General features: G+C 73.6%; 16 protein-coding genes. 7 read left to right on the top strand and 9 right to left on the bottom strand.

What is annotated here, in order from left to right; all coding sequences use genetic code 11:
• Positions 1 to 25 precede the first annotated feature (25 nt).
• The 4 genes from BJ983_RS13010 to solA form a co-directional block, all read right to left on the bottom strand.
• Positions 26 to 289: an NAD(P)-binding protein gene (locus BJ983_RS13010; RefSeq protein WP_179794167.1), complete on the bottom strand. Its 264-nt coding sequence runs from the start codon at positions 287 to 289 to the stop codon at positions 26 to 28.
• On the bottom strand, positions 286 to 1,710 hold the full coding sequence (locus BJ983_RS13005) for an aldehyde dehydrogenase family protein (RefSeq protein WP_343054108.1): 1,425 nt from the start codon (positions 1,708 to 1,710) through the stop codon (positions 286 to 288). Before BJ983_RS13005 ends, BJ983_RS13010 begins: the two co-directional genes overlap by 4 nt.
• Positions 1,707 to 3,011, bottom strand: coding sequence for an aromatic ring-hydroxylating oxygenase subunit alpha (locus tag BJ983_RS13000; RefSeq protein ID WP_179797767.1), 1,305 nt, complete (start codon positions 3,009 to 3,011; stop codon positions 1,707 to 1,709). The genes BJ983_RS13005 and BJ983_RS13000 overlap by 4 nt, the downstream gene beginning before the upstream one ends.
• A gap of 73 nt (positions 3,012 to 3,084) precedes the next feature.
• The gene (gene solA, locus BJ983_RS12995) at positions 3,085 to 4,269 is read right to left on the bottom strand and encodes an N-methyl-L-tryptophan oxidase (RefSeq protein ID WP_179794166.1); all 1,185 of its coding nucleotides are present in this window, start codon (positions 4,267 to 4,269) and stop codon (positions 3,085 to 3,087) included.
• A 131-nt stretch (positions 4,270 to 4,400) separates the two neighbouring features.
• Between solA and BJ983_RS12990 the strand changes: the two genes are divergently transcribed.
• Together BJ983_RS12990 and BJ983_RS12985 are read left to right on the top strand one after the other, a co-directional pair.
• Positions 4,401 to 5,333: a LysR family transcriptional regulator gene (locus BJ983_RS12990; protein ID WP_179794165.1), complete on the top strand. Its 933-nt coding sequence runs from the start codon at positions 4,401 to 4,403 to the stop codon at positions 5,331 to 5,333.
• 249 nt (positions 5,334 to 5,582) lie between these two features.
• Entirely contained in the window at positions 5,583 to 6,338 is a 756-nt protein-coding gene (locus BJ983_RS12985) for an NmrA family NAD(P)-binding protein (RefSeq protein ID WP_179794164.1), read from the top strand.
• 18 nt (positions 6,339 to 6,356) lie between these two features.
• Here BJ983_RS12985 and BJ983_RS12980 read toward each other — a convergent pair whose 3' ends face one another.
• Positions 6,357 to 7,121 carry an alpha/beta fold hydrolase gene (locus tag BJ983_RS12980; RefSeq protein WP_179794163.1) on the bottom strand — a complete coding sequence of 255 codons (765 nt, stop codon included), beginning with the start codon at positions 7,119 to 7,121 and terminating at the stop codon, positions 6,357 to 6,359.
• On the bottom strand, positions 7,118 to 8,659 hold the full coding sequence (locus tag BJ983_RS12975; protein WP_179794162.1) for a class I adenylate-forming enzyme family protein: 1,542 nt from the start codon (positions 8,657 to 8,659) through the stop codon (positions 7,118 to 7,120). The genes BJ983_RS12980 and BJ983_RS12975 overlap by 4 nt, the downstream gene beginning before the upstream one ends.
• A gap of 193 nt (positions 8,660 to 8,852) precedes the next feature.
• On the opposite strand from BJ983_RS12975, the gene BJ983_RS12970 reads away from it, so the two are divergent.
• Positions 8,853 to 11,006 carry a malate synthase G gene (locus BJ983_RS12970; protein ID WP_179794161.1) on the top strand — a complete coding sequence of 718 codons (2,154 nt, stop codon included), beginning with the start codon at positions 8,853 to 8,855 and terminating at the stop codon, positions 11,004 to 11,006.
• Positions 11,007 to 11,022: 16 nt separating this feature from the next.
• Here BJ983_RS12970 and BJ983_RS12965 read toward each other — a convergent pair whose 3' ends face one another.
• On the bottom strand, positions 11,023 to 13,041 hold the full coding sequence (locus BJ983_RS12965) for a fatty acid desaturase (RefSeq protein ID WP_179794160.1): 2,019 nt from the start codon (positions 13,039 to 13,041) through the stop codon (positions 11,023 to 11,025).
• 76 nt (positions 13,042 to 13,117) lie between these two features.
• Here BJ983_RS12965 and BJ983_RS12960 point away from each other — a divergent pair, with 76 nt between their 5' ends.
• The 3 genes from BJ983_RS12960 to BJ983_RS12950 all read left to right on the top strand — a co-directional run bounded on the left by BJ983_RS12960 (position 13,118) and on the right by BJ983_RS12950 (position 15,811).
• Entirely contained in the window at positions 13,118 to 13,702 is a 585-nt protein-coding gene (locus BJ983_RS12960) for a TetR/AcrR family transcriptional regulator (RefSeq protein WP_179794159.1), read from the top strand.
• A gap of 202 nt (positions 13,703 to 13,904) precedes the next feature.
• Positions 13,905 to 15,116 (top strand): thiolase family protein, encoded by a 1,212-nt coding sequence (locus BJ983_RS12955; RefSeq protein ID WP_179794158.1) that lies wholly within the window; start codon positions 13,905 to 13,907, stop codon positions 15,114 to 15,116.
• Positions 15,113 to 15,811: an SDR family oxidoreductase gene (locus tag BJ983_RS12950; RefSeq protein ID WP_179794157.1), complete on the top strand. Its 699-nt coding sequence runs from the start codon at positions 15,113 to 15,115 to the stop codon at positions 15,809 to 15,811. The genes BJ983_RS12955 and BJ983_RS12950 overlap by 4 nt, the downstream gene beginning before the upstream one ends.
• A 7-nt stretch (positions 15,812 to 15,818) precedes the next feature.
• Here BJ983_RS12950 and BJ983_RS12945 read toward each other — a convergent pair whose 3' ends face one another.
• A complete protein-coding gene (locus BJ983_RS12945; RefSeq protein WP_179794156.1) occupies positions 15,819 to 18,092 on the bottom strand; it encodes a penicillin acylase family protein in 2,274 nt (757 codons plus the stop codon).
• 31 nt (positions 18,093 to 18,123) lie between these two features.
• On the bottom strand, positions 18,124 to 19,176 hold the full coding sequence (locus tag BJ983_RS12940; RefSeq protein WP_179794155.1) for an LLM class flavin-dependent oxidoreductase: 1,053 nt from the start codon (positions 19,174 to 19,176) through the stop codon (positions 18,124 to 18,126).
• Between the two features lie 197 nt (positions 19,177 to 19,373).
• Between BJ983_RS12940 and BJ983_RS12935 the strand changes: the two genes are divergently transcribed.
• Positions 19,374 to 21,107: an ABC transporter substrate-binding protein gene (locus BJ983_RS12935; RefSeq protein ID WP_179794154.1), complete on the top strand. Its 1,734-nt coding sequence runs from the start codon at positions 19,374 to 19,376 to the stop codon at positions 21,105 to 21,107.
• Positions 21,108 to 21,113: the final 6 nt, after the last annotated feature.

Raw genomic sequence — 21,113 nt, 5'->3', positions numbered from 1 at the left:
CCCTCGGTCGGACGGGTGCGGGTGCTCAGCGCACCTGGCCGGCGCCGACGTAGGGGTGCGGGCTGGTGAGCAGCGCCCCCTCGGCGAACCGGGACAGCCGGAAGTCGGTGGCGGGGATGTCGTCGTCGGAGCTCTTGCCGTCCACGCCGAGGTCCGCGACGCCTCCCAGGCGTTCGACGATGACGACGTCGGTGACGCCGCGGCGGGTCAGGGCCCAGGCCGCGGAGCAGCCCTCCAGGCCGCCGCCGATGACGACGACCTCGGCGGAGGTGGTGGTCGGGGTGCTCACGAGGCCCTCCTCCGGGCGACGACGGTCTTGCGGGTCAGGTAGCTCTCGAGCGCGACCAGGCCGCGTTCCCGGCCGGTGCCGGAGAGCTTCGTGCCGCCGAAGGGGACCGCCACCCCTCCGCCGAAGTACTCGTTGATCATCACGTAGCCGGCGTCGACCCGGTCGGCCACGCGCAGCGCCCGGTCGATGTCGGCGGTGTGGATGCCGACCCCGAGCCCGTAGTCCGTGGCGTCGGCCAGCTCGAGGGCCTCGTCCTCGGTGCCGAACTCCAGCACCGCGAGGACCGGCCCGAAGATCTCCTCGCGGGCGATCCGCATGTCCGGCGTGACGCCGGTGAACACGGTCGGGGCCACGAAGTGCCCGACGCCGGGCAGCGCCTGCGGCGGGGTCGGGGCGTCGGCGCCCTCGGCGCGGCCCAGGTCGACGTACTCAGACACCCGTCGCCGGTGCGGCGCGGACACCATCGGCCCGAGGTCCGGGTCGTCGACGCCGGCCCCGAGGGTCAGTGCGCCCGCGCGGGCGCGGATGCGCTCGACGAGCTCGGCCGCGACGGCCCGGTCGACCAGCAGTCGCGACCCGGCGTCGCAGTACTGGCCGGAGTTCGCCGTGAACCCGGTGACGACCTGGCGGGCGACGTCGTCGAGGTCGGCGTCGGCGAACACGATCTGCGGGGACTTGCCGCCGAGCTCGGTGACCACGGGGGTGATGTGCTCGGCGGCGGCGCGCAGGACCGCCCGGCCGGTGACGACCGAGCCGGTGAACGTCAGGGACCCGATCCCGCCGTGGGCGGCCAGCGCGGCCCCGGCCTCCGCACCGAGCCCCGTCACCACCTCATAGGTGCCGGTCGGGAAGCCTGCGGCCTCGACGAGCCCGGCGAAGCGCAGGGCGGTGAGCGGCGTCTGCTCGGCCGGTTTGACCACCGCGGTGTTGCCGGCTGCGAGGGCGGGCGCGACGCTGCGGCACAGCATCGACAGCGGCGCGTTCCACGGCACGATGTGCGCGCTGACCCCGACCGGCTCGGGCACCGTCCAGGCCAGCGACCCGGGTCCGAGCGGGATGCTCTCGCCCTGCAGCGTGCCGGCCGCCCCGGCGTAGTAGTCCAGGTAGCTCACGCAGCCGGCGACCTCGCCACGGGCCAGCGAGAGCGGCTTGCCGGTGTCCAGCGACTCCAGCCGCGCGAGCTCCTCCGCGGCGCCGTCGACCTCGGCGGCGAGCCGGCGCAGCGCGCGGCCGCGCTCGAGAGGGGCCGTGTCGCGCATCGTGCGCGTGGCCGACCGGGCTGCGGCGATGGCCCGGTCGACCTCGGCGGCGCCGCCCCGGGCGATGTGGGCGATGGTCTCCTCGGTGGCCGGGTCCTCGACGGGCAGCGTGCGTCCGTCGAGGGCTGCCGGGGCCGGAGGGACGGGCAGGGTCGCGGTCACGGGTCGGGGAACATCCGGGTCATGGTGTCCTCGTCGCCGGCGGGGACCCGGTCGAGGCCGACCATCTTGTCGATGACCATGTTCTGGAAGCGGTGCAGCGGCTCCTCGAAGCGGAAGCACATCCGCCCGCCACGGTAGGCGGGGTTCTCCAGCCCCTCCTGCACGCGCTCGACGATCTCGAGGTCCTGCCGGTTCACCAGGTCCCAGAACTTCGCCAGCTGCTCGATCCCGGCCTCGGCGTCCGCGTCGTCGGCGGCCTCGGGGTGGGTGAGCAGGACCGCGGTCTCGACGGTGCGGTTCGCGGCGACCGGCCGGTTGAACAGCACGAAGGCGTGGTTGGGCAGCACCACCAGGGCGGTGGACGGGAACAGCCACACGAAGCGGCCGGCGTCGGCGTCCTGCGGTCCGAGGGTGCGCAGGGGGGAGAGCCCGTCCCAGCCGCCGGCCTCGGTGTTGCCCGAGACCGGGGTGGTGCACATGCCGGTGTAGAGGCCGGGGCCCTGCCAGCGGTAGTGGTCGGAGAACTTGGAGACCTGGTTGAGCTCGGGGTGGACCCAGGGCAGGTGGTAGTACTCCATGAAGTTCTCGCCGATGAGCTTGTAGTTCGCGGCGACGTCGTAGGTCAGCCGACGCTGCGCGGTCCACTCGTCGAGGCGGTAGTCGGCGAATCGCTCGGGCAGGTCGCCCAGGGCCGTCGTCAGGGGCTCGGGATCGTGCGCGAGGGTGACGAACAGGAAGAAGCCCCAGCTGTCCACGGATACGGGGAGCAGGCCGTAGTCGGCCTTGTCGAAGCCCTTGGCCGTCTGGTCGAAGATGGTCTCCTCGCCGGCCGGGACGTCGGAGCCCTCGAAGAGCGGGGTGCCCAGGCACGCGCCGTCCGTGTCGTAGGTCCAGTTGTGGTACGGGCAGCGGATGCGGTTGCGGTGGCCGACCTCGCGGGCGTCGTCGTCGAGCAGCTTCGTGGCGCGGTGGCGGCAGAGGTTGTGGAAGCCGCGCAGCTCGCCGTGGCGGTTGCGGGTGATCAGGATCGACCGCCCCGCGACCTCCACGACGACGCAGCGGCCCGGCTTGTCCAGGTCGCCGACCAGGCCGACCGCGACCCAGCTGGAGGTGAAGACCTTGTCCTGCTCCTGCGCGAAGAACTCCGGCGAGCTGTAGGCGTCGGGGATCAGGGTCGAGGCGAGATCGACCGGGAGCCGGGTCTGGGCGTAGGTGTCCTCGTCCGAGAACCGGGCCGGGTCGATCGGGCGGGCCGGGAGCGCGGCGTAGGGGTCGGTGGGCCGGTCGACGGTCTCGGTCATCGCGGGGACTCCCTCCAGCGGTGGGGTGGGGGTGCGGGTCGGGACGGCGGCGCGTTCGGTGACGAACCAGGGCTCAGACATGGAAGCTGCGGGGGAACGACGGGTCGGTCAGCGCCGGCCGGTCGAGGGTGAAGGCGTCGATCGGCTGCGAGGGGCCGCGGTCGAGCGCGAGGTCGGCGAGCAGCGACCCGATCAGGGCGGCGAACTTGTAGGCGTGTCCGGCGCCGTTCGCGACCACGATCTGTGGATGGTCGGGCAGCCGGTCGAGGATGAAGTTCTGGTCCGGTGGCACCGTGTAGAGGCAGGTCTTCGAGTACAGCTCCGGGCCGAGGAATCGCGGGACGTGGTGGGACAGGAATGCGGCGTACCGTTCCCGTCGCACGTCGTCGGGCACGAAACTGCGGGTGTCGGCGGTGGTCTCCTCGCCGCCCATGTGCTGACCGAGTTTCGTCGCGACCTCGCCGTACACCGGGAACCCGTAGAAGTTGTGCGCCCCGTGCCACATGAACACCGGGAACCGTGACGGCGCGAATTCGGCGAGGTGCGGGGTGGAGTAGTAGGTGACCTGCTCGCGCAGCACCGTCAGCGGTAGCTGCAGCCCGGTGTCGGCGAGCACCTGGTTGGTCCAGGCGTCCGCGGCCACGACCACGCGTTCGGCCCGGATCGTGGCGGTGTCGGTCTCGACGACGACGCCCTCGCCGTCGGGACGGACGGACCGCACCGGGGTGTTCGCCCGGACCTCGGCACCGTGCGCCCGGGCCAGCGCGAGGTGCACGGCGTTGGCGCGAGCGGCGTCGACGATCCCGGATTCGTGCTGGTAGAGCGCCTGCACGTCGCCGGTGACGGTGAACTGGGGCCACCGGGCGACCAGCTCGTCGGCGTCGAGGACCTCGTAGGCGTAGCCGAAGCGGTCGAACATCGCGGTGTAACCCTCGATGTTGCGCGATCCGGTCGCGGCGCCGCGGCGAGCGGCCCGGTCCTCGATGACGAGGCCGCCGGTGCGGGTGACGATCTGCTGGCCCGACTCGCCCTCCACCTCGTCCCAGGCCTTGTACGCGGCCGAGGCGAGCGCGGCGTACTGCGGCTGGTGCTGAGCGAGTCTGATGATCCGGGAATGGTCCTGCGAGGCGCCGCGGGAATGGCCCAGCTCGAACTGCTCGAGCCCGAGGACGCCGGGTCCGAGTTCGGTGGCGAGGCGGTACAGGGCGGCGGAACCCAGTCCGCCGAGGCCGATGACGACGGCGCGATACGTGAACATGGCCGGACTCCAGGAGAACAGTGCGGTTTCCGGGGAGCGGCGCCGTCACCCCGAGGTGCACGCTCAGTGTGCGGAGATCAATTCATTCCGTCCATCGAAGGTTCGTACACGTGACCTTGTACGATCGGTACATGATCGATCGCCGTCTCCGGGTCCTCCAGGCGATCGCCCGGCACGGCACCGTCACGGCCGCCGCCGAGGTGTGCCGCCTGACCCCGTCGGCGGTCTCGCACCAGATGCAGGCCCTGGCGCGCGAGCTCGACGTCGTGCTGCTGGAACCGACCGGGCGCACGGTCCGGTTGACCGCGGCCGCGCACACCCTGCTCGAGCACGCCGCGACGCTCACCGCGCAGTGGGAGCGGGCGCAGGCCGACCTCGCCGCCTACCAGGAGCGCACCGAGCTCGCCGGCACGCTGCGGTTCGCGGCCTTCTCCACCGCGGCCGCCGTCGTCGCGCCACGGGCGTTGGCCCTGCTGCGGCAGCGGCATCCCGGCCTGCGGGTTCGCCTGCGCGAGATCGAGCCGGCGCGCGCCTTCGACCTGCTCGCGGCGGGGGACACCGACGTCGCGGTGGTGGTGGCGACGCCGAGCATCCCGCCGCGCACGGACACCGCCTTCGAACAGTTCCCGCTCTACCAGGAGCCGCTCGACGTCCTGGTCGGGCCCGACCACCCGCACGCCGCCCGCAGTTCGGTGTCCCTGGACGAGCTCGCGGGCGACCCGTGGGTGATGGGGTCGCCGGGCCGCGCGTACCACCAGCTCGTGACCCTGGCCTGCACCGGCGCCGGGTTCGACCCCGCCGTCGAGCACCACGCCGACACCTGGGACACCGGGGCCGCGCTCGTCGCCCGTGGCTTCGGGGTCGCCCTGATCCCGCGCCTGGTCGACCTCCCCGCCACCGCCGACACCCGGCGCATCCCGATCGCGGGGGCCTCGGTGCCCACCCGCCACGTCGTCACCGCCGTGCGTCGCGGAGCGGCCGAGCAGCCCGGGATCGCGGCCGGCCTCGCCGCGTTGCGCGAGGTCCGTCGGTACGAGCTGCCGGAGCTGACGGAGATCGTCTGACGGCCGTGCACGATCCGTGCCCGACCGACGGTCGCGGGTGCGTCGGTCGTGCGGACGGACGGAGGGGCGGCAGCCGACGACGCGACCGGGAGCGTGGGCGCCGACGGCCGATCCGGGGGAGGATCGGCGCTCGTGCGCACGGGACGGGGTTGTCAGCATGGCCGGTGACGTTCTCGGCGGGCCGGTCGCCGTGATCGGAGCTGCCGGCCGGACGGGATCGCGGATCGTGGAAGCGCTGGCGGCCCGCGGGTGCGCGGTGCGTGGCATCACGCGTACGTCCGCCGTGCCGCCCGCAGCTCACGAGGCCCGGACCGCCGAGCTCGGGGACGAGGACTCGCTCGTCGCGGCTCTCGAGGGCGCGCGGTCCACTTCGTCCCGCCGCCCTTCCGGGTCGACGAGGACCGGCTGATCGCCAACGCGGTCGGGGCCGCGGTACGGGCCGGTGTCGGACGGGTCGTCCTGCACTCGGTCATCCACCCCCACACGCCGGCGCTGCCGCACCACATGCGCAAGGCGGCCGGCGAGGAGGCCGTGCGCCGGTGCGGCGTCGCGTGGACGATCCTGCAGCCGGCGATCTACGCGCAGACGGTGAGCCGGATGATCGTCGGTCCGGACGACGAGGTCGGGGTCCCGTGGGACCCCGAGGCGCCCATGGCAGCCGTCCACCTCGGTGACGTCGCGGAGGTCGCGGCCACGGTCCTCACCGAGGACGGGCACCACGCTGCGACCTACGAGTTGGCCGGCCCCGAGCGTCTCGGGCTGAGCGCGATGATCGCGACCGTCGCTCGGGTCACGGGGCGCACGCTGCGCACCCGGCGTCTGGGGCCCGGCGATTGGGGCCTGTTCGAACGAGGTTCCCCGGAGGCGGACGCGGTGGAGGCGATGCGCGCCGAGTACGACGCCCACGGGCTGCCGGGCAACGCGAACGTGCTCGGCTGGCTGCTCGGCCGGCCGGCCACGTCCTTCGCGGACGCCGTGCTCTCCGACCTCCGGCGCCCCTCCTGACCGCGAGCTCTGAGTGGCTCAGGCGCTCCACGCGCGGGCGCGCCAGAAGGCGGTGAGGACGCGGGCCGCACGCGCCGGGTCCTCGGCCATCCACCAGTGGCCCAGGCCGTCGAGCACGGCGACCTCGGCGCCGGCCCGCTGCGCGGCGCGACGTCGGAGGTCCTCGGAGCCTCCGAAGGGGTCCGCCGTCGCGAGCACCGCGAGGCCGGGGCGACCGGCCAACGTCGGGAGGGCCCTGCCGAGCTCGGCCATGGCCGGCTGGGCGGCGGACCGGTAGAGCGCGAGGACCGCCCGCTTCATCTCCGCACCCTGCACGCCCGCGATCTGCAGGGCCTCGGCGTGACCGATGCCGAAGGACTCCATCCGTGCGGCGCGCTCGGCGGGGGTGCCGCCGAACATCTCGTCGAGGTTGGCCTCGCCGTCGCCGGGTGTCTGCCAGATCTGCGCGAGGTCGTGCCACACGTAGTCTGGCTCGAACAGGCTCAGCGCGTCGTCGGCCCAGCTCCGCACCAGCTCGGGGCGTTCCATCAGCGTGGTCACGACGTGGCCGCCACCCCAGTCGTGGCCGAGCAGGTCGACGGGCCGGTCGAAGCGTTCGAGCTCGCCGATCAGCCAGTCGCGGTACGCGGTGACCGTAGCGGGGAAGTCGGGCGGCAGCGGCACGCCGAACCCGGGCGGGGAGAGCCGGACGACGTCCTCCACGCCCGCGCGGGCCAGCTCGCCGACCAGCGGGTCCCAGATGGCTGCGCTCTCCGGATTGCCGTGCACCAGTACCACCGTCATGCCCCGGCATCCTCCTCCCTCGTGGAGGCGGCGGCGAGGACGGCGGCGCGGTCGGGCTTGCCCTGTTCGGTGAGCGGGAGGTCGGTCATCGGCACGACGACGAGGCCTGCGGCCACGCCCGCGCCGTACTCGGCCTCGACCGCGGCCCGGCACGCTGCCGGGTCGGACTCGCGGTCGGTCGGGGGCAGGACCGCGGCGACCCGGCGGTGGTGGGCGAGGTCGGCGACGACGACGGCGTAGCGCACCGACGGCAGCCCCATCAGCACGTCCTCGATCCCGGTCGGGGTGACGAGTCTGCCGTCGACGACCGCGCAGTCGGCCGCCCGTCCGAGCACGTGCAGGAGGCCGTCCGGGTCGAGGCGGCCGAGGTCGCCGGTGCGGTACCAGCCGTCGACGAAGTGCTCGGCCTGCTCCTCGGGGCGGTTGCGGTAGCCGTGCGCCATCGCCGCCGAGCGGACCTCCATGCTTCCGGACGCCGGGTCGAGCCTCCCGTCCGCGGCGCGGAAGCGGACCTCGACCCCGGGCAGGATGCGACCCGCACTGGTGGCGCGCGCCGGGTCGGTGGGGTCGTACTCCTCGGGGCGCAGCGCGCTGACGATCCCCATCTCGCTCGCGCCGTAGGTGTGCTGCAGCACGGGACCGAGCCGCTCGTACGCCCGGCGGCGCAGCGCCGGCGGCGCCGAGGCGCCGATGTGGGTCAGCGTGCGCAGGCTCGAGAGGTCCCGGCGCCCGACGTCGGGATGGTCGATCAGGGCGGCCAGCTGCGGTTCGACGAGGAACAGGTCGGTGATCCGCTCGGATTCGATCGCCTCGAGCAGTGCGGCGGGCTCGGAGTCGTCGCGCAGGACGACCGTGCCGCCGCCGATGAGGGTCTGGGCGACGAGGATCTGGGTCAGGTAGGCCTCGGCGCCCGACGCGAGCTGGCGGCGCTCCGGGCGAGGTGGTGTCGCGACGGCGGCCGCCCACGCGGCGACGTCCCGGATGCTGGCCTTCGGGATTCCGGTGGTGCCGCCCGAGGAGAGCACCGTGCCCAGGTCGCCGGGCCGGGACCGCGACGCGAACGGCTCCGTGGACTGCCCGGCGGCGAGCTCGTCGAGGCGCAGCGGCACGCCCTCGACCGACCCGACGGCGGCGACCGGCGCCGTCGTGACCGGCAGCCACTGCGCGGTCCGCGGGAACACCACCACCAGCCGCGGGTCGATCTGCTCGAGCTGGCGGGCCCGTCGGTCGGCCCCGGGCGGCGCGGAGAGGTACACCGCCGCGGCGCCGATCAGGTGGGTGGCGTAGCGGACCGCGAGCGCGTCGGGGCGGTTCGGCGCGTACTGCGCGACCAGGTCCCCGGGGACGATGCCCAGCCCGTCCAGCGCCCGGGCGTAGCGGCGGACCGCTGCGAGCAGCTCCGCGCCGGTCGTCTCCCCGTCGGGGTGCACCAGCACCACCCGCTCGCCCGCGGCCTCCAGGGCCGCCACGACCCGGTCGACCGAGGACGTCCCGGGAGCGTCCGTCGTCGTGGGTCCGGTCGCGGTCTGCTCGGCCATACCCGTCACCGTGCTGCCCGTCCTCGCGGGGGACAAGCACGGAAAGCGCGGGATGGGTCCGGTGCCGCCGACGATGCGCCCCCGTCCGGTCGGACCGGGTGGACGGACGTGGCCGAGTAGCGAGGGCCGCCAGCGGGGAACAGGACCGGTGATGAGTTCAGCAGGCGAGAAGGGCGGTCCGTCAGTGTCCGAGATGTCCGAACGGTCCGGGCTGCAGGTCGACGAGCACCTGCGAGCGTTCGTCGAGGACGAGCTGCTCGCCCAGGTGGAGATCACCCCCGAGCAGTTCTGGTCGACCCTGGCCGACCTGCAGGAGCGGTTCACGCCCCGCATCGCGACGGCGCTGGCCGAGCGTGACGACCTGCAGGACAAGATCGACGCCTGGCACAAGGAGCACGGCGCGGGCTCGCGGGACGATTACGAGCAGCTGCTGACCGACCTGGGCTACCTCGCGCCGGAGCCGTCGAGCGTGCCCACGATCGAGGTCGACCGGGTCGACCCGGAGATCGCCGAGATCCCGGGGCCGCAGCTGGTGGTGCCCTCGACGAACGCGCGGTTCGCGCTCAACGCCGCGAACGCGCGCTGGGGCTCGCTGTTCGACGCGTTCTACGGCACCGACGCGCTCCCGCAGGACCACGAGCTCGCGAAGGGCTACGACGAGAAGCGCGGCGCCCAGGTCATCGAGGCCGCCGACGCCCTGCTCGACGAGCTGTTCCCGCTCGAGCGCGGCAGCCACGCCGACGTGACCGCCTACCGTCCGTCGACCGACGGGCTCGCCGCGGACACCGCCGACGGCAGCGTCGGCCTCGCGGACCCGTCGTCGTACGCGGGCTTCAACGCCCCCGACGGCGAGGGGAAGGGCAGCGTCCTGCTCGTCCGCAACGGCCTGCACGTCGACCTCGTGATCGACCCGTCCACCCAGGTCGGCCGCCAGCACCACGCCGACGTCAGCGACGTCGTGCTGGAGTCGGCGGTGACCACGATCGTCGACCTCGAGGACTCGGTCGCGACCGTCGACGGCGAAGACAAGGCCCTGGCCTACCGCACCTGGCTCGGGCTGATGACCGGCGACCTGGTCGCGGAGTTCTCGAAGGGCGGGGAGACCGTCACCCGGCGGGTCCACCCCGACCGCGAGTACACCGCCGCCGACGGATCGGCGCTCACGCTGCCGGGTCGCTCGCTCATGCTCGTGCGGACGTGCGGGCACCACATGACGACGAACGCGGTGCTCACCGCGGACGGCGCCGAGACCAACGAGGGCGTCCTCGACGCGCTCGTGTGCGCCGTCGCCGGCCTGTACGACCTGCGCGGCCTCGGCCCGCACACCAATTCCCGCGCCGGGAGTCTCTACCTCGTCAAGCCCAAGCAGCACGGTCCCGACGAGGTCGCGCTCACCGTCGAGCTGTTCGCGGCGGTCGAGGAGGCCCTCGGGCTCGAGGCGAACACGCTCAAGATCGGCATCATGGACGAGGAGAAGCGGACGACGGCGAACCTGTCGGCCTGCATCGGCGCGGCCGCGCACCGCGTCATCTTCGTCAACACCGGGTTCCTCGACCGCACCGGCGACGAGATCCACACCTGCTTCGCCGCCGGGCCGGTGCTGCGCAAGGGCGACATGAAGTCGACGACGTGGCTGCAGACCTACGAGGACCGCAACGTCGACGTCGCCCTGGCGGCGGGCTTCGAGCACCACGCGCAGGTCGGCAAGGGCATGTGGGCCAAGCCCGCCGCCATGGCCGAGATGCTCGAGCAGAAGATCGGCCACCCGAAGGCGGGCGCGAACACGGCCTGGGTGCCCTCGCCGACCGCGGCGACGCTGCACGCGTTGCACTACCTGCGCGTCGACGTGCACGCCGTCCAGGACGAGATCGCGCGGCGGCCCGTGGCCGACCGCCGCAACCTGCTCGAGCTCCCGCTCTCCGACCCGGGCACGCTCTCCGAGTCCGACGTGCGCCACGAGCTGGAGACCAACGCCCAGTCGATCCTCGGTTACGTCGTCCGCTGGGTCGGCATGGGCATCGGCTGCTCGACGGTGCCGGACCTCGACGGCGTCGGCCTCATGGAGGACCGCGCCACGCTGCGGATCTCCAGCCAGCTCATCGCGAACTGGCTCGAGCACGGCGTCGTCGACGAGCAGACCGTCCGCGACACGTTCGCCCGCATGGCGGCCCTGGTCGACGAGCAGAACGAGGGCCAGGACGACTACCCGCCGATGGCGCCGGACCTGGAGGGCAGCGAGTCGTTCCAGGCCGCCCTCGAACTGGTCTTCACCGGCGGGACCGAGCCCAACGGCTACACCGAGCGCGCCCTCACCCAGTGGCGGCGCAAGGCCAAGGCGAGCGCCTGACGCCGGGCCCCGGAGGTCAGCGGTCGTAGTCGACCGCGACCTCCGGGGTCGTCGGGCGCGCCTGACAGGTCAGCACACGCCCGGCCTCGATCTCGGTGGGGGAGAGGGCGTAGTTCTGCTGCATGTGGACCTCGCCGCGGGTCACGGTGGCCACGCAGGTGCCGCAGATGCCGCCGGTGCACAGGTAGGGCACGTCGACGCCGGCGGCGAGGGTGCTCTCCAGCAGCGACGCGGTGCCGGTGCTCGCGACCTCGGTCGTCTCCCCGCCGCGGGTCACCGCGACGGTCGCGGGGACGATGTCGCCGAGGTCGCCCGGCTCGTCGTCGGGAGCCACGAAGAGCTCGCGGCGCACCTCGTCGACGCCGTGCCCGCGCAGGACCGGCTCCAGGTCGTCGAGCATCGCGGCGGGCCCGCACAGGAACCAGTCCGCCGCGCGCAGGGCCGGGTCCGCCAGGTGCTCGGAGAGCTGCGCGGCGTCGAGCCGGCCGGGCACGACCCGTCGTCGGGAATCCTCCGCCGTGGCACGTGAGTGGTGGTGGACCACGGAGAGCCGACCCTCGTAGCGGCGGACGAGCATGGCGAGCTCGTCGGCGAACATCGTGTGCTCGGCGTCGCGGTTGGCGTAGAGCAGCGTGGCGCGCGAGCGCGGCTCGGCGTCGAGCGTGCTGGTGAGGATGGAGATGACGGGCGTGATGCCGCTGCCGGCGGCGACCGCGGCCACGTGGCGGGCGTTCCGTCGGTCGGTCGCGACGGTGAAGGCTCCGGCCGGCGGGGTCACCTCGAGCTCGTCCCCGGCGCGCAGCTCGGTGTTGGCCCAGGTGGAGAAGGCCCCGCCCTCGATGCGGCGCACGGCGACGCGCAGGACTCCCGACCCGGCCGCGGTGCAGATCGAGTAGTTCCGGCGGACCGTCTCCCCGTCGATCTCCGCGGCCACCGTGACGTTCTGCCCGGGGGCGAACCGGAAGGCCTCGCGGAGCTCGTCGGGCACCGCGAAGGTGATCGACACCGCGTCCGGGGTGAGGCGACGGACCTCCTCGACGCGCAGGCGGTGGGGGAGACGCGGGAGGTCGGCGTCGCGGTCGTAGGTGGCGATGATGTTCCGCCACGCGCGGTACTCGGAGGCGTCGAGCTCGGTGCCCCAGGCGGTGACGATCGGGACGTCGCGCTCGAGCCAGTCGGACTCGGACCGCCGCCAGACCTGCACGTACCGGTAGAACGGGATCGTCGGGTGGATGTGATGCACCAGGTGGTAGTTCTGGTAGAGCATCAGCGGGTTCATCACGCGCTCCCACCCGACGCGGATGCGGGTGGCGTGGAAGCGGTCGGACCGCGCGGTGGCCTCGAGGTCGTGGTGGGGCAGCCAGTCGAACCACCAGACGAGGATGCCGACGCCGATCCGCTGGGGGATCAGGTAGATCATCAGCAGCTCCCAGCCGTGCCCGGTGAGCGCGAGCGTGACGAAGCCGCCGATCACGACGGCGAACACGGCGGCCTGCTCCGCGAGCTCCGCGCGCGGGCGGCCCGGGATGCGCGGCGCGTAGAAGCGCAGGTACCAGAGGTCGAGGGTCAGCCACCGCAGCGGCCAGAGCCACGCGGGTCCGGCGGAGGACCACGCGTCGGGGTCGGTCGCCACGTCCTCGTTGGTGTTCCGGTGGTGCTCGATGTGCAGGTAGCGCACGAGCGGGAACGCCGCCCAGGCCACGACGAACGGCATGGCGAGGCGCCCGAGGAGCTCGTTGACCCGGCGCGACCGCCCGCCCGCGAGGTGGATCGTCTCGTGGAGCACCGTGAACATCGTGAAGGTGACGACCGCGTGGACCGGGATCGTCACGGCGTAGCGCCACGGGTCCTCGCCGGCGAGCACCCACCACGTCGCGCCGATCCAGGCCGCCAGGGACCCGAGGAACAGCGCGAGCGTCGGCAGGGCGACCACGGGCATCGGCACCCGCGGGTGGGGCACGCCGCGCCGGATCGCGCGCGACTCCTCCTCGCTGAGCACCCGGTCCTCGTCGGCCGGTTCCGCGGTCGTCGTCATGCCGTCCGATCGTTGACATCTGCCTGCCCGTTGTCAACGGCGTTGTCGCCTCGACCGGTTCTGTAAGGTCGGGTTCATGACGACGGGTGGCTCGTTCCGCGAGGACACGCGGGCCGAGCTGCTCGCCCGGCTGCTCGACGCGGCCCGGGAGCTCACCACGGCGCAGGGCTGGTCGGCGCTGACGATGGGAGCGGTGGCGGGGCGGGCCGGGATCAGCCGCCAGCACCTCTACAACGCGATCGGCACCAAGCGGGCGCTGGGCGACGCCCTGGTCGCGCGCGAGACCGACGCGTTCCTCGACGTCGTGTGCCGCGAGCTGCGGGCGCACCCGGGTGACCTCGTCACGGGGGCGATCGCGGGTGTCGGGGCCGCGCTGGACTTCGGCTCGTCGAACGACCTGCTCAAGGCGATCCTGACCGCCGACGGCGGGGAGAGCCTGCTCCCGGTGGTCACCGCGCGTCCCGAGGTGGTGCTCGAGCGCGGCGTCGGCGTCCTCGGGGCGGAGCTCGCCGCCGTGCACGGCCCGGACCCGGACCTCCCGCGGCTGGCCGACGCGCTCGTCCGGCTGGTCATCAGCCACGCCACGCAGCCGACCGGACCGGACCTCGCGGCGGTCCAGGCCCGGTGGCTCGCGGAGGGGTTCCTCGCGCGGCGACCGTGACGTCGGGTCGCTCTCCTCGGGGCGGTGTCGCTGATGCGACGTAGGTGAACCTCGCTGGCGTCTGTCCGGACGGGCACCCCGGAGGCAGCGGACGAGTGTGTGTCGGAGCACTCCGGCCGACGTTGACCTCCTCGCGGGACGAGCGCACCATGGCGGACCGATCGGTCCGGGACCGATCGGTCCGCAACGTGGAGGAGAGACCATGAGAGACGCGGTGATCGTCGAGGCGGTCCGGACGCCGGTGGCGAAGGGCAAGGCCGACGGGGCCTACGCCGGGGTGCATCCCGTCGAGCTGCACGCGCACGTGCTGCGGACGCTGGTCGACCGCGTGGAGCTCGACCCCGCCGAGATCGACGACGTCATCGGGGGTGCGGTCGGTCAGGTCGGCGAGCAGAGCGGCAACACGACCCGCTTCGCCGCCCTGGCGGCGGGCTTCCCGGAGTCGGTGCCGGGTACCACGGTGGACCGGCAGTGCGGGTCGAGCCAGCAGGCGCTGTCGTTCGCGGCCCAGGGCGTGGTGGCGGGCGCCTACGACATCGCGATCGCATCGGGTGTCGAGTCGATGTCGCGCATCCCGATCGGCAGTCAGACGCGGGTCGACGGCATCGCCCAGGACGTGGCGGGCCCGTCGGTCGCGGGGCGGTACGTGCCGGGGCTGATCCCGCAGGGCGTGAGCGCCGAGCTGATCGCGCGGCGCTGGGGTTTCTCGCGGACCCGGCTCGACGAGTTCGCCCTGACCAGTCACCAGCGGGCCGCCGCCGCGTGGGCCGACGGGCGCTTCGCCCGTGAGGTCGCCCCGCTCAAGACCACCCGCCCCGACGGCTCCGTCGGCCAGCTGGAGACCGACGAGACGATCCGGCCGGGCACCACCGCCGAGGCGCTCGCCGGCCTGCGCACGCCGTTCGCGGACCCGCGCTGGGCCGAGCGCTTCGGGGACATCGACTGGACGGTCACCGCCGGCAACGCGAGCCCCTACAACGACGGTGCCGCCGCGCTGCTGGTGACGACCTCCGAGATCGCGGCGGCCCACGGCTGGACGCCCCGCGCCCGGGTCCACACGGCCACGGTGACCGGCGACGACCCCGTCTACATGCTCACCGGCATCATCCCGGCCACCGCGAAGGTCCTCGCCCGGTCCGGGCTCTCCCTCGGCGACATCGACGCGTTCGAGGTCAACGAGGCGTTCGCCTCGGTGGTCCTGGCCTGGCTGGCCGAGACCGGGGCCGACCCGACGCGGGTCAACGTCAACGGCGGGGCGATCTCGATCGGTCATCCGCTCGGTGCCAGCGGGGCGCGGATCGCGACGACGCTGCTCGGCGTGCTCGAGCAGACCGGTGGGCGCTACGGCCTCCAGACGATGTGCGAGGCCGGCGGCACCGCGAACGCCACGATCGTCGAGCGGCTCGGACGATGAACCTCTCGGGAGCGAACGCGCTGGTCACCGGAGCCAACCGCGGGCTGGGCGCCGCGCTGGTCGAGGAACTGCTCGCCCGCGGGGCGGGGACGGTGTACGCCGCGGCGCGCGACCCGCGGTCGGTGGTCCACGCCGATCCCCGGGTCGTGCCGCTGCGGCTGGACGTCACCGATCTCGCGACGATCCGGGACGCCGCAGCCCGAGCCGGCGACGTCGACCTGCTGATCAACAACGCCGGGCTCAGCGGCGCGGGGTCGCTGCTGACCGGCGACCCGGAGCACGCCCGCGCCGAGATGGAGACCAACTACTGGGGGCCGGTCGCGATGGTGCGGGCCTTCGCCCCGGTGCTCGCCCGACGTGGCGGGGGCACGGTGGTGACCGTGCTCTCGGCGCTGTCGTGGGCGGCCGCCCCGTGGGCCGGCTCCTACGCGGCGACCAAGGCCGCGGCGTGGTCGTTCACCAACGGCGTGCGGGTGGAGCTGCGCGAGCAGGGCACGCACGTGGTCGGTGTCCACCTCGGCTTCATGGACACCGACATGGTCGCCCACCTCGACGTCCCGAAGATCACCGCGTCGTCGGTCGCGGCTCAGATCGTGGACGGCGTCGAGGCGGGTGCGGAGGAGGTCCTGGCCGACGCTCCGAGCCGGGGGCTCAAGCAGGCGCTCGCCGGTTCCCCGGCGGGACTCGAGGTGTGAAGGTCGCTCACGGTTGGTCGGCGGGGCGCAGGACGACGCGTCCCGTCGCCGCCGCCTCGACCGCGGCGCGGGTGTAGAGCAGCGGGAAGGACCCGTCGTCGGCCCAGAGGTCGAGCAGGTCGTCGTAGTGCTCGGAGCGGGGGTCACCGGACTGGCCGGGCGAGTTGATCACCCGGCCGGCGTCCCACGCGCCGACGTCGAGCACCATCCGGAAGCTGGAACCCATCACCGCGTTGAACGTCCCGTCGTGGCCGGACAGCCCGACCGTGTCGCCACTGCCCGGCCGGGCCCGCGGCGGGAGCGAGCGGCCGCCGGGTGCGGCGTGTCGGAGCTCGGTGCGGTGCAGGGAACCCCACGTCCAGCCCGCCCGGTCCGGACCGAGCCGTTCCGCGATCTCCGCGACGGCCGCGCGGAGCGTCGCGCCGAGCCCCACGGCCAGGGTCTCGGCGTCGCTGACGACGTCGAGCATCCGCAGGTCCGGCCGGAGGTCGGAGAACAGCGCGTCCTCGCGGACGAGACGGGCACGCGCGACCGGGTCGGCCGGCGCCCCGAGCCGGTCGAGACACCGCTCGACCAGCCAGGGCCGCCAGTGCCGTCGCAGCCACACCTGGACGACGAGCGCCGCCCGGGACCCGGCGTCCTCGACGCCGTCCCACGCCTGCAGTTCGGCCCACAGCGCGCCGACGTCCTCCGCGACCACGACGGACGCGAGCCGGTCGAGGATCGTCCGGGCGTGGAGGTTCGTCGCGTCGGACTGCATCCGCAGGCTCGTGTCGACATCGACGGTCGCGTCGCTGCCCAGCCAGGCCGACAGTCGTTCGTGCCGGGCACGGGAGTACCAGTCGGTGGTCGCGACGAAGCCCGCGTCCGCGGGCACGTTCCACTGGTTCGACGTGGTGCACCATCCCGACGACGGGTCCCGCTCGCCGGGGAGCTCCTCGAACGGCACCACGCCGTCCTCGGTGAACCGGCCGTCCCCGGGGACGGGCAGGGCGCCGTCCCATCCGGCCCGGCGGGGGACGCGGCCGCAGGTCTGCATCCCGATCGCGCCGCCGACGTCGGCGAACACCTGGTTGACGCCGGGTGCTCCCCAGCGGCCGAGCGCCGCCCGGAAGTCCTCGGTGTCGGCGGCGTCCTGGTAGCCGAGACTCCCGAGATAGGGCGCCATCCCGGGCTCCAGCCAGGTGGCGCGGAGCGCGACGGCGACCCGCGCCCCGGTGTCGACGTGCACGACCGGGCCGTGGCGGGAGAACGTGAGCCGCAGCCCGGCGTCGTCCCCTCCGGCGACCGCGGTCCGCTCGTCGACGACGACGAGGTCCTCCCACCCGCCGTCGTGGGCGTAGCGCCCGTCGTCGGTGGGGTGCAGCTCGAGGACGTACAGGTCCTCGTGGTCGATCGGCCAGATCGTCAGGCCGAACGCGACCCGGCCGTTGTGGCCGATCGAGATGCCCGGGAGGTTCGGCTCCCCGGCGCCGATGACACTGAGGCCGGGGGCTTCGAGGTGGGCGAGGTAGCGCAGCGAGGGGACCGTGATCGCGCGGTGCGGGTCGTTCGCCAGCACGGGCCGCCCCGTCCCGGACCGGCTCGCGGAGGCCACCCAGTTGTTGCTCCCGGATCCGGGGGCGGCCGCCCCCGCGAGATCGACCGGCGAGAACGCCAGCCGGTAGACGTCGAGGACCTCCTCGCCCAGGCCCTCCAGGACGGCGGGGTCGGGCACGACGAGCGGCCCGGCGGGCTCCCGGACCGCCCGCAGCTCCTCGGCGGCGGGCCCGAGATCGCGCACCGTCAGCGCCCGGGCCAGCTCCTGCTCGGCGTTGTAGAACAGCCCGTGCGTGCGGATGCGGACGACGTCGTCGGGGTGCCACACGGCCGGGAGGTGGCCGAGGGCCGCGAACTCCGGGGGCAGGCGCTCGTCCGCCGCCTCCAGCGTCCACCGGACGTAGGCGTTCACGCCGTCGACGAAGGCCGTGACGACGTCGCGGGCCCCCGCCGGGTACGCGGCCCACTCGGCGTCCATGTCGCCGCGGTAGAGGAGCAACCGACGCGCCCGGTCCTGCGCGAGGTAGCGGGGGCCGAGCGCCTCGGCGAGGCGACCGAGGCCCCGCCGTCGCCACAGGTCGATCTGGAAGAGCCGGTCCCGCGCCGCCTGGAAGCCCTGGGCGAGGAAGGCGTCGTGCCGCGAGCCGGCGTAGACGTGCGGCACGCCCCACCGGTCGACGAGCACCTCGACCTCGTCGTCGAGGCCCTCGACCGCGAACGCGGTGCTCGGCAGCGCGGGCATCGACCCTCCTCGGGATGCGGTCGGCTCGAACTCAGTCGGCGAGCAGCGGCATGACCTGCGTGCCGAAGCGGTCGATGTCGGTCAGGTAGTCCTGGAAGGTGAACATCACGCCGCTGACGCCCTCGACGTCGTCGATGGCGCGCAGCTGCTCGGCCACGCTCTTCGGGTCGCCCTTGATGATCTCCCAGAGCATGAAGTTGTCGTTGCCGAGCAGGGTCGCGTGCAGGGAGTTCTGGTCGGCCTCGGAGTCCATGGACGCGTGCCCGGTCATCGTCTTCACGACCTCGAGCTCCTGGTTCTCCCGCCACTGCCCGATCACGTCGTCGCACTCGGCGAGGCTGTCGCGCACCACGCACTGGTAGAGCGGGAACGCCTCCATCGGGCGGCCGGCCCGGTCCGAGGCGGCGCGGACGCGTCCCATCTGCTCGGTCAGCTCGCCGATGTCGAGCTTGCCGCCCATGAACTGGTAGTCGGCGTGCTCGGCGGTGAACGCCATGCCCCGGTCGGACTGGCCCGCGCAGATCACCTTGGGCATCACCCCGTTGTCGAACCACGGCTCGAGCCGCGCGTCCTTCATGTGGAAGAACTGGCCGTCGAAGTCGGTCTGCCCGGTCTCCCAGAGCTCCCGCATCACCGTCATGTACTCCGCGGCGTAGTCGTAGCGGTAGCCGAAGTACTCGTCACCGGGCCACAGACCCATCGACTCCCACTCCGGCTTCTCCCAGCCGGTGATGATGTTGACGCCGAAGCGGCCGGGCCCGGCGATGTCGGAGATCGTCTTGCACTGCTTGGCCGCGTAGACGGGCGGCACCGAGAGCAGTGAGATCGACGGGATCAGCATGACCTTCCGCGTGACGGCCGCGAGGGCGGCCATCGTCGTGAAGGAGTCCAGCGCGTAGTTCCAGAAGTGGATCTCTCCGTCCATGCCCTTGTACTTGTTCGGGGCGAGCAGGAAGTCGAAGCCGTAGTTCTCCGCCTTGAGGGCGGTCTCCTGCATGAGGAACCAGTCGGGCTTCCACCACGGGGCCGCGGTCGAGATCACCCAGCCGCCACTGAGGGTCGGAGCGAAGATGCCGAGGCGCACGCCTGCCTCCACGATGTCGGGAATCCGGTGGCAGGACGCTAGGTCCGCGCCCGTCGTCGCGAATCCGTAGAACGACGGACCCCGTGTTTCGGCCGTGGGGCCATCTCGTCACGTCGCCACTGCTCCCGGTGGTGCGGGGTTACAGTCCGCCGGGGAGAGCGGTCGTCGGGGGTCGGCGCGGCGGGAGACGGACGGCCATGGACCTGACCACGTCGTCGGGAGTACCCGGCCGTGCGACGCTGCGGGTCGACGTCCGAGCCGCGGTCGCGGTGGTCGAGGACGGCGTGGCCGACGACGTCCCCCCGGTGCTCCGTCGGCTCGCGGCCGGCGTGTTGCTCGCCGGGGTGGGCGAACTCCGCGTGCTCCGGCTCGACGAGGTGCCGACCCGGGTGCACGTGCGGGCGGACGAGACGTCGGCGACGGTCGCCGTCGAACCGCTCGAGGCACTCCCGTACGGCCTCAGCCGCCGCGAGCTCGAGGTCACGACCCTGCTCGTCGCCGGGTTGACCAACGCGCGGATCGCGGAGCGGCTCGCGATCGGGGCGCGGACGGTCGGGACGCACGTCGACCGGGTCCTGAGCAAACTCGGCGTCGCCTCGCGCGGCGCCGCGGCGGCCCGTGCGCTCGACGAGGGTCTGGTGGTGGTCCCGCCGCCGGGCGGTGCCGGGGGCTTCGAGCAACTCCGGCTGGGGCGGGCGCTGGCGGCCGCGGAGCGCCCGCCGTCGGGACGACCGCCCGTGCGGGCGCCACGTCGTCGACCGCTGCGGGTGGGAGCGCTGCTCCCGCTCACCGGCGCGGCCACCGCCGACGCCCGGGAGATGGAGCAGGGGGCGCGGCTCGCGATCGAGGAGATCAACGCGGTCGGCGGAGTGGCCGGTCGCCCGCTCGAGCTGCGGGCGGCGGACGTGGACCCGCAGGACGCGGCCACGATCGACCGGGGCTTCGAGGTGCTGCTCGCCGCGGATGTCGACGTCCTGACGTCGGGCTACCTCGCCTGCCAGGACCTCGCGCACGAGCTGGCGGCGGGGGTCGGCGTGCCCTACCTGCACGCCGCGACCTCCGGCGTGATGGAGCGACGAGCCGCGGACGATCCCGGCCGGTACGCGCGCGTCTTCCAGGTCTGCCCGAGCGACGTGCACTACGGGCCACACTTCGTCGACTACCTCAGCGGCCTGCGTGACCGCGGCGCCTGGCGGCCGGACTCCCGCCGCCTGCTCGCGGTGCGCCAGCCCGCCTGGGAGCTGGTCGACCTGGGCCTGCAGCAGGCCGCGCAGCACGCCGCCGACCGCGGCTGGGAGCTGGCCGTGGATGCCCCCACGGCGGGCGGCTGGCATGCGGCCGGGGCACGCGCTGCGGCGGACGACCCCGCGGCGGTGATGATGGGCAGTTACCTCGTCGACGACCACGTCGCGTTCGTGGAGGGGTTCCGGGGCGCGGGTGGCGCAGGGCTGCTCTACGGGATCTACGCGCCGTCCGTCCCGGAGCTCCGGGTGCGGCTCGGGGCGCTCGCCGACGGCATCCTGTGGGCCACCACCACCGGGACCTACCCGGACCGCCTCGGTCGGGCGTTCGCGGCCCGGTACGCCCGACGGTTCGGTGCCGTCCCCGGCCGGTCCCACGCGGGCATCGCCTATGACCGGGTGCACCTCGTCGCCGGAGCCTGGGCGACGACCGACTTCCGTGACTTCGCCGCCGTCGCGGGTCACCTCCGCCGCTCGGTCCACCGCGGTGTGAACGGCGCCTACTGCTTCGACGCCCCCGGCCAGACCGCGCAGACGTGGACGGGCGGCGCGGGCGACCCGTCGCTGGCGCAGGCGCACCTCGTCCACCAGATCCAGGGCGGGCGGCAGCGGGTGGTCAGCCCCGCCACGTACGCGGACGGGGAGTTCGTGCTGCCCGCCTGGGTGGCCGGGTCCCCGGGCAGGGGTTGACGGAAG

Source organism: Actinomycetospora corticicola (genome assembly GCF_013409505.1).
Taxonomy (GTDB): Bacteria; Actinomycetota; Actinomycetes; order Mycobacteriales; family Pseudonocardiaceae; genus Actinomycetospora; species Actinomycetospora corticicola.
This window is presented reverse-complemented; position numbering and strand designations above follow the sequence as displayed.

Excerpts from the sequence above, each read along its gene's own strand:
- BJ983_RS13000 (WP_179797767.1), bottom strand. The coding sequence starts at position 3,011 with ATGACCGAGACCGTCGACCGGCCCACCGACCCCTACGCCGCGCTCCCG.
- solA (WP_179794166.1), bottom strand. The coding sequence starts at position 4,269 with ATGTTCACGTATCGCGCCGTCGTCATCGGCCTCGGCGGACTGGGTTCC.
- BJ983_RS12990 (WP_179794165.1), top strand. The coding sequence starts at position 4,401 with ATGATCGATCGCCGTCTCCGGGTCCTCCAGGCGATCGCCCGGCACGGC.
- BJ983_RS12980 (WP_179794163.1), bottom strand. The coding sequence starts at position 7,121 with ATGACGGTGGTACTGGTGCACGGCAATCCGGAGAGCGCAGCCATCTGG.
- BJ983_RS12975 (WP_179794162.1), bottom strand. The coding sequence starts at position 8,659 with ATGGCCGAGCAGACCGCGACCGGACCCACGACGACGGACGCTCCCGGG.
- BJ983_RS12970 (WP_179794161.1), top strand. The coding sequence starts at position 8,853 with ATGTCCGAACGGTCCGGGCTGCAGGTCGACGAGCACCTGCGAGCGTTC.
- BJ983_RS12965 (WP_179794160.1), bottom strand. The coding sequence starts at position 13,041 with ATGACGACGACCGCGGAACCGGCCGACGAGGACCGGGTGCTCAGCGAG.
- BJ983_RS12960 (WP_179794159.1), top strand. The coding sequence starts at position 13,118 with ATGACGACGGGTGGCTCGTTCCGCGAGGACACGCGGGCCGAGCTGCTC.
- BJ983_RS12955 (WP_179794158.1), top strand. The coding sequence starts at position 13,905 with ATGAGAGACGCGGTGATCGTCGAGGCGGTCCGGACGCCGGTGGCGAAG.
- BJ983_RS12950 (WP_179794157.1), top strand. The coding sequence starts at position 15,113 with ATGAACCTCTCGGGAGCGAACGCGCTGGTCACCGGAGCCAACCGCGGG.
- BJ983_RS12945 (WP_179794156.1), bottom strand. The coding sequence starts at position 18,092 with ATGCCCGCGCTGCCGAGCACCGCGTTCGCGGTCGAGGGCCTCGACGAC.
- BJ983_RS12935 (WP_179794154.1), top strand. The coding sequence starts at position 19,374 with ATGGACCTGACCACGTCGTCGGGAGTACCCGGCCGTGCGACGCTGCGG.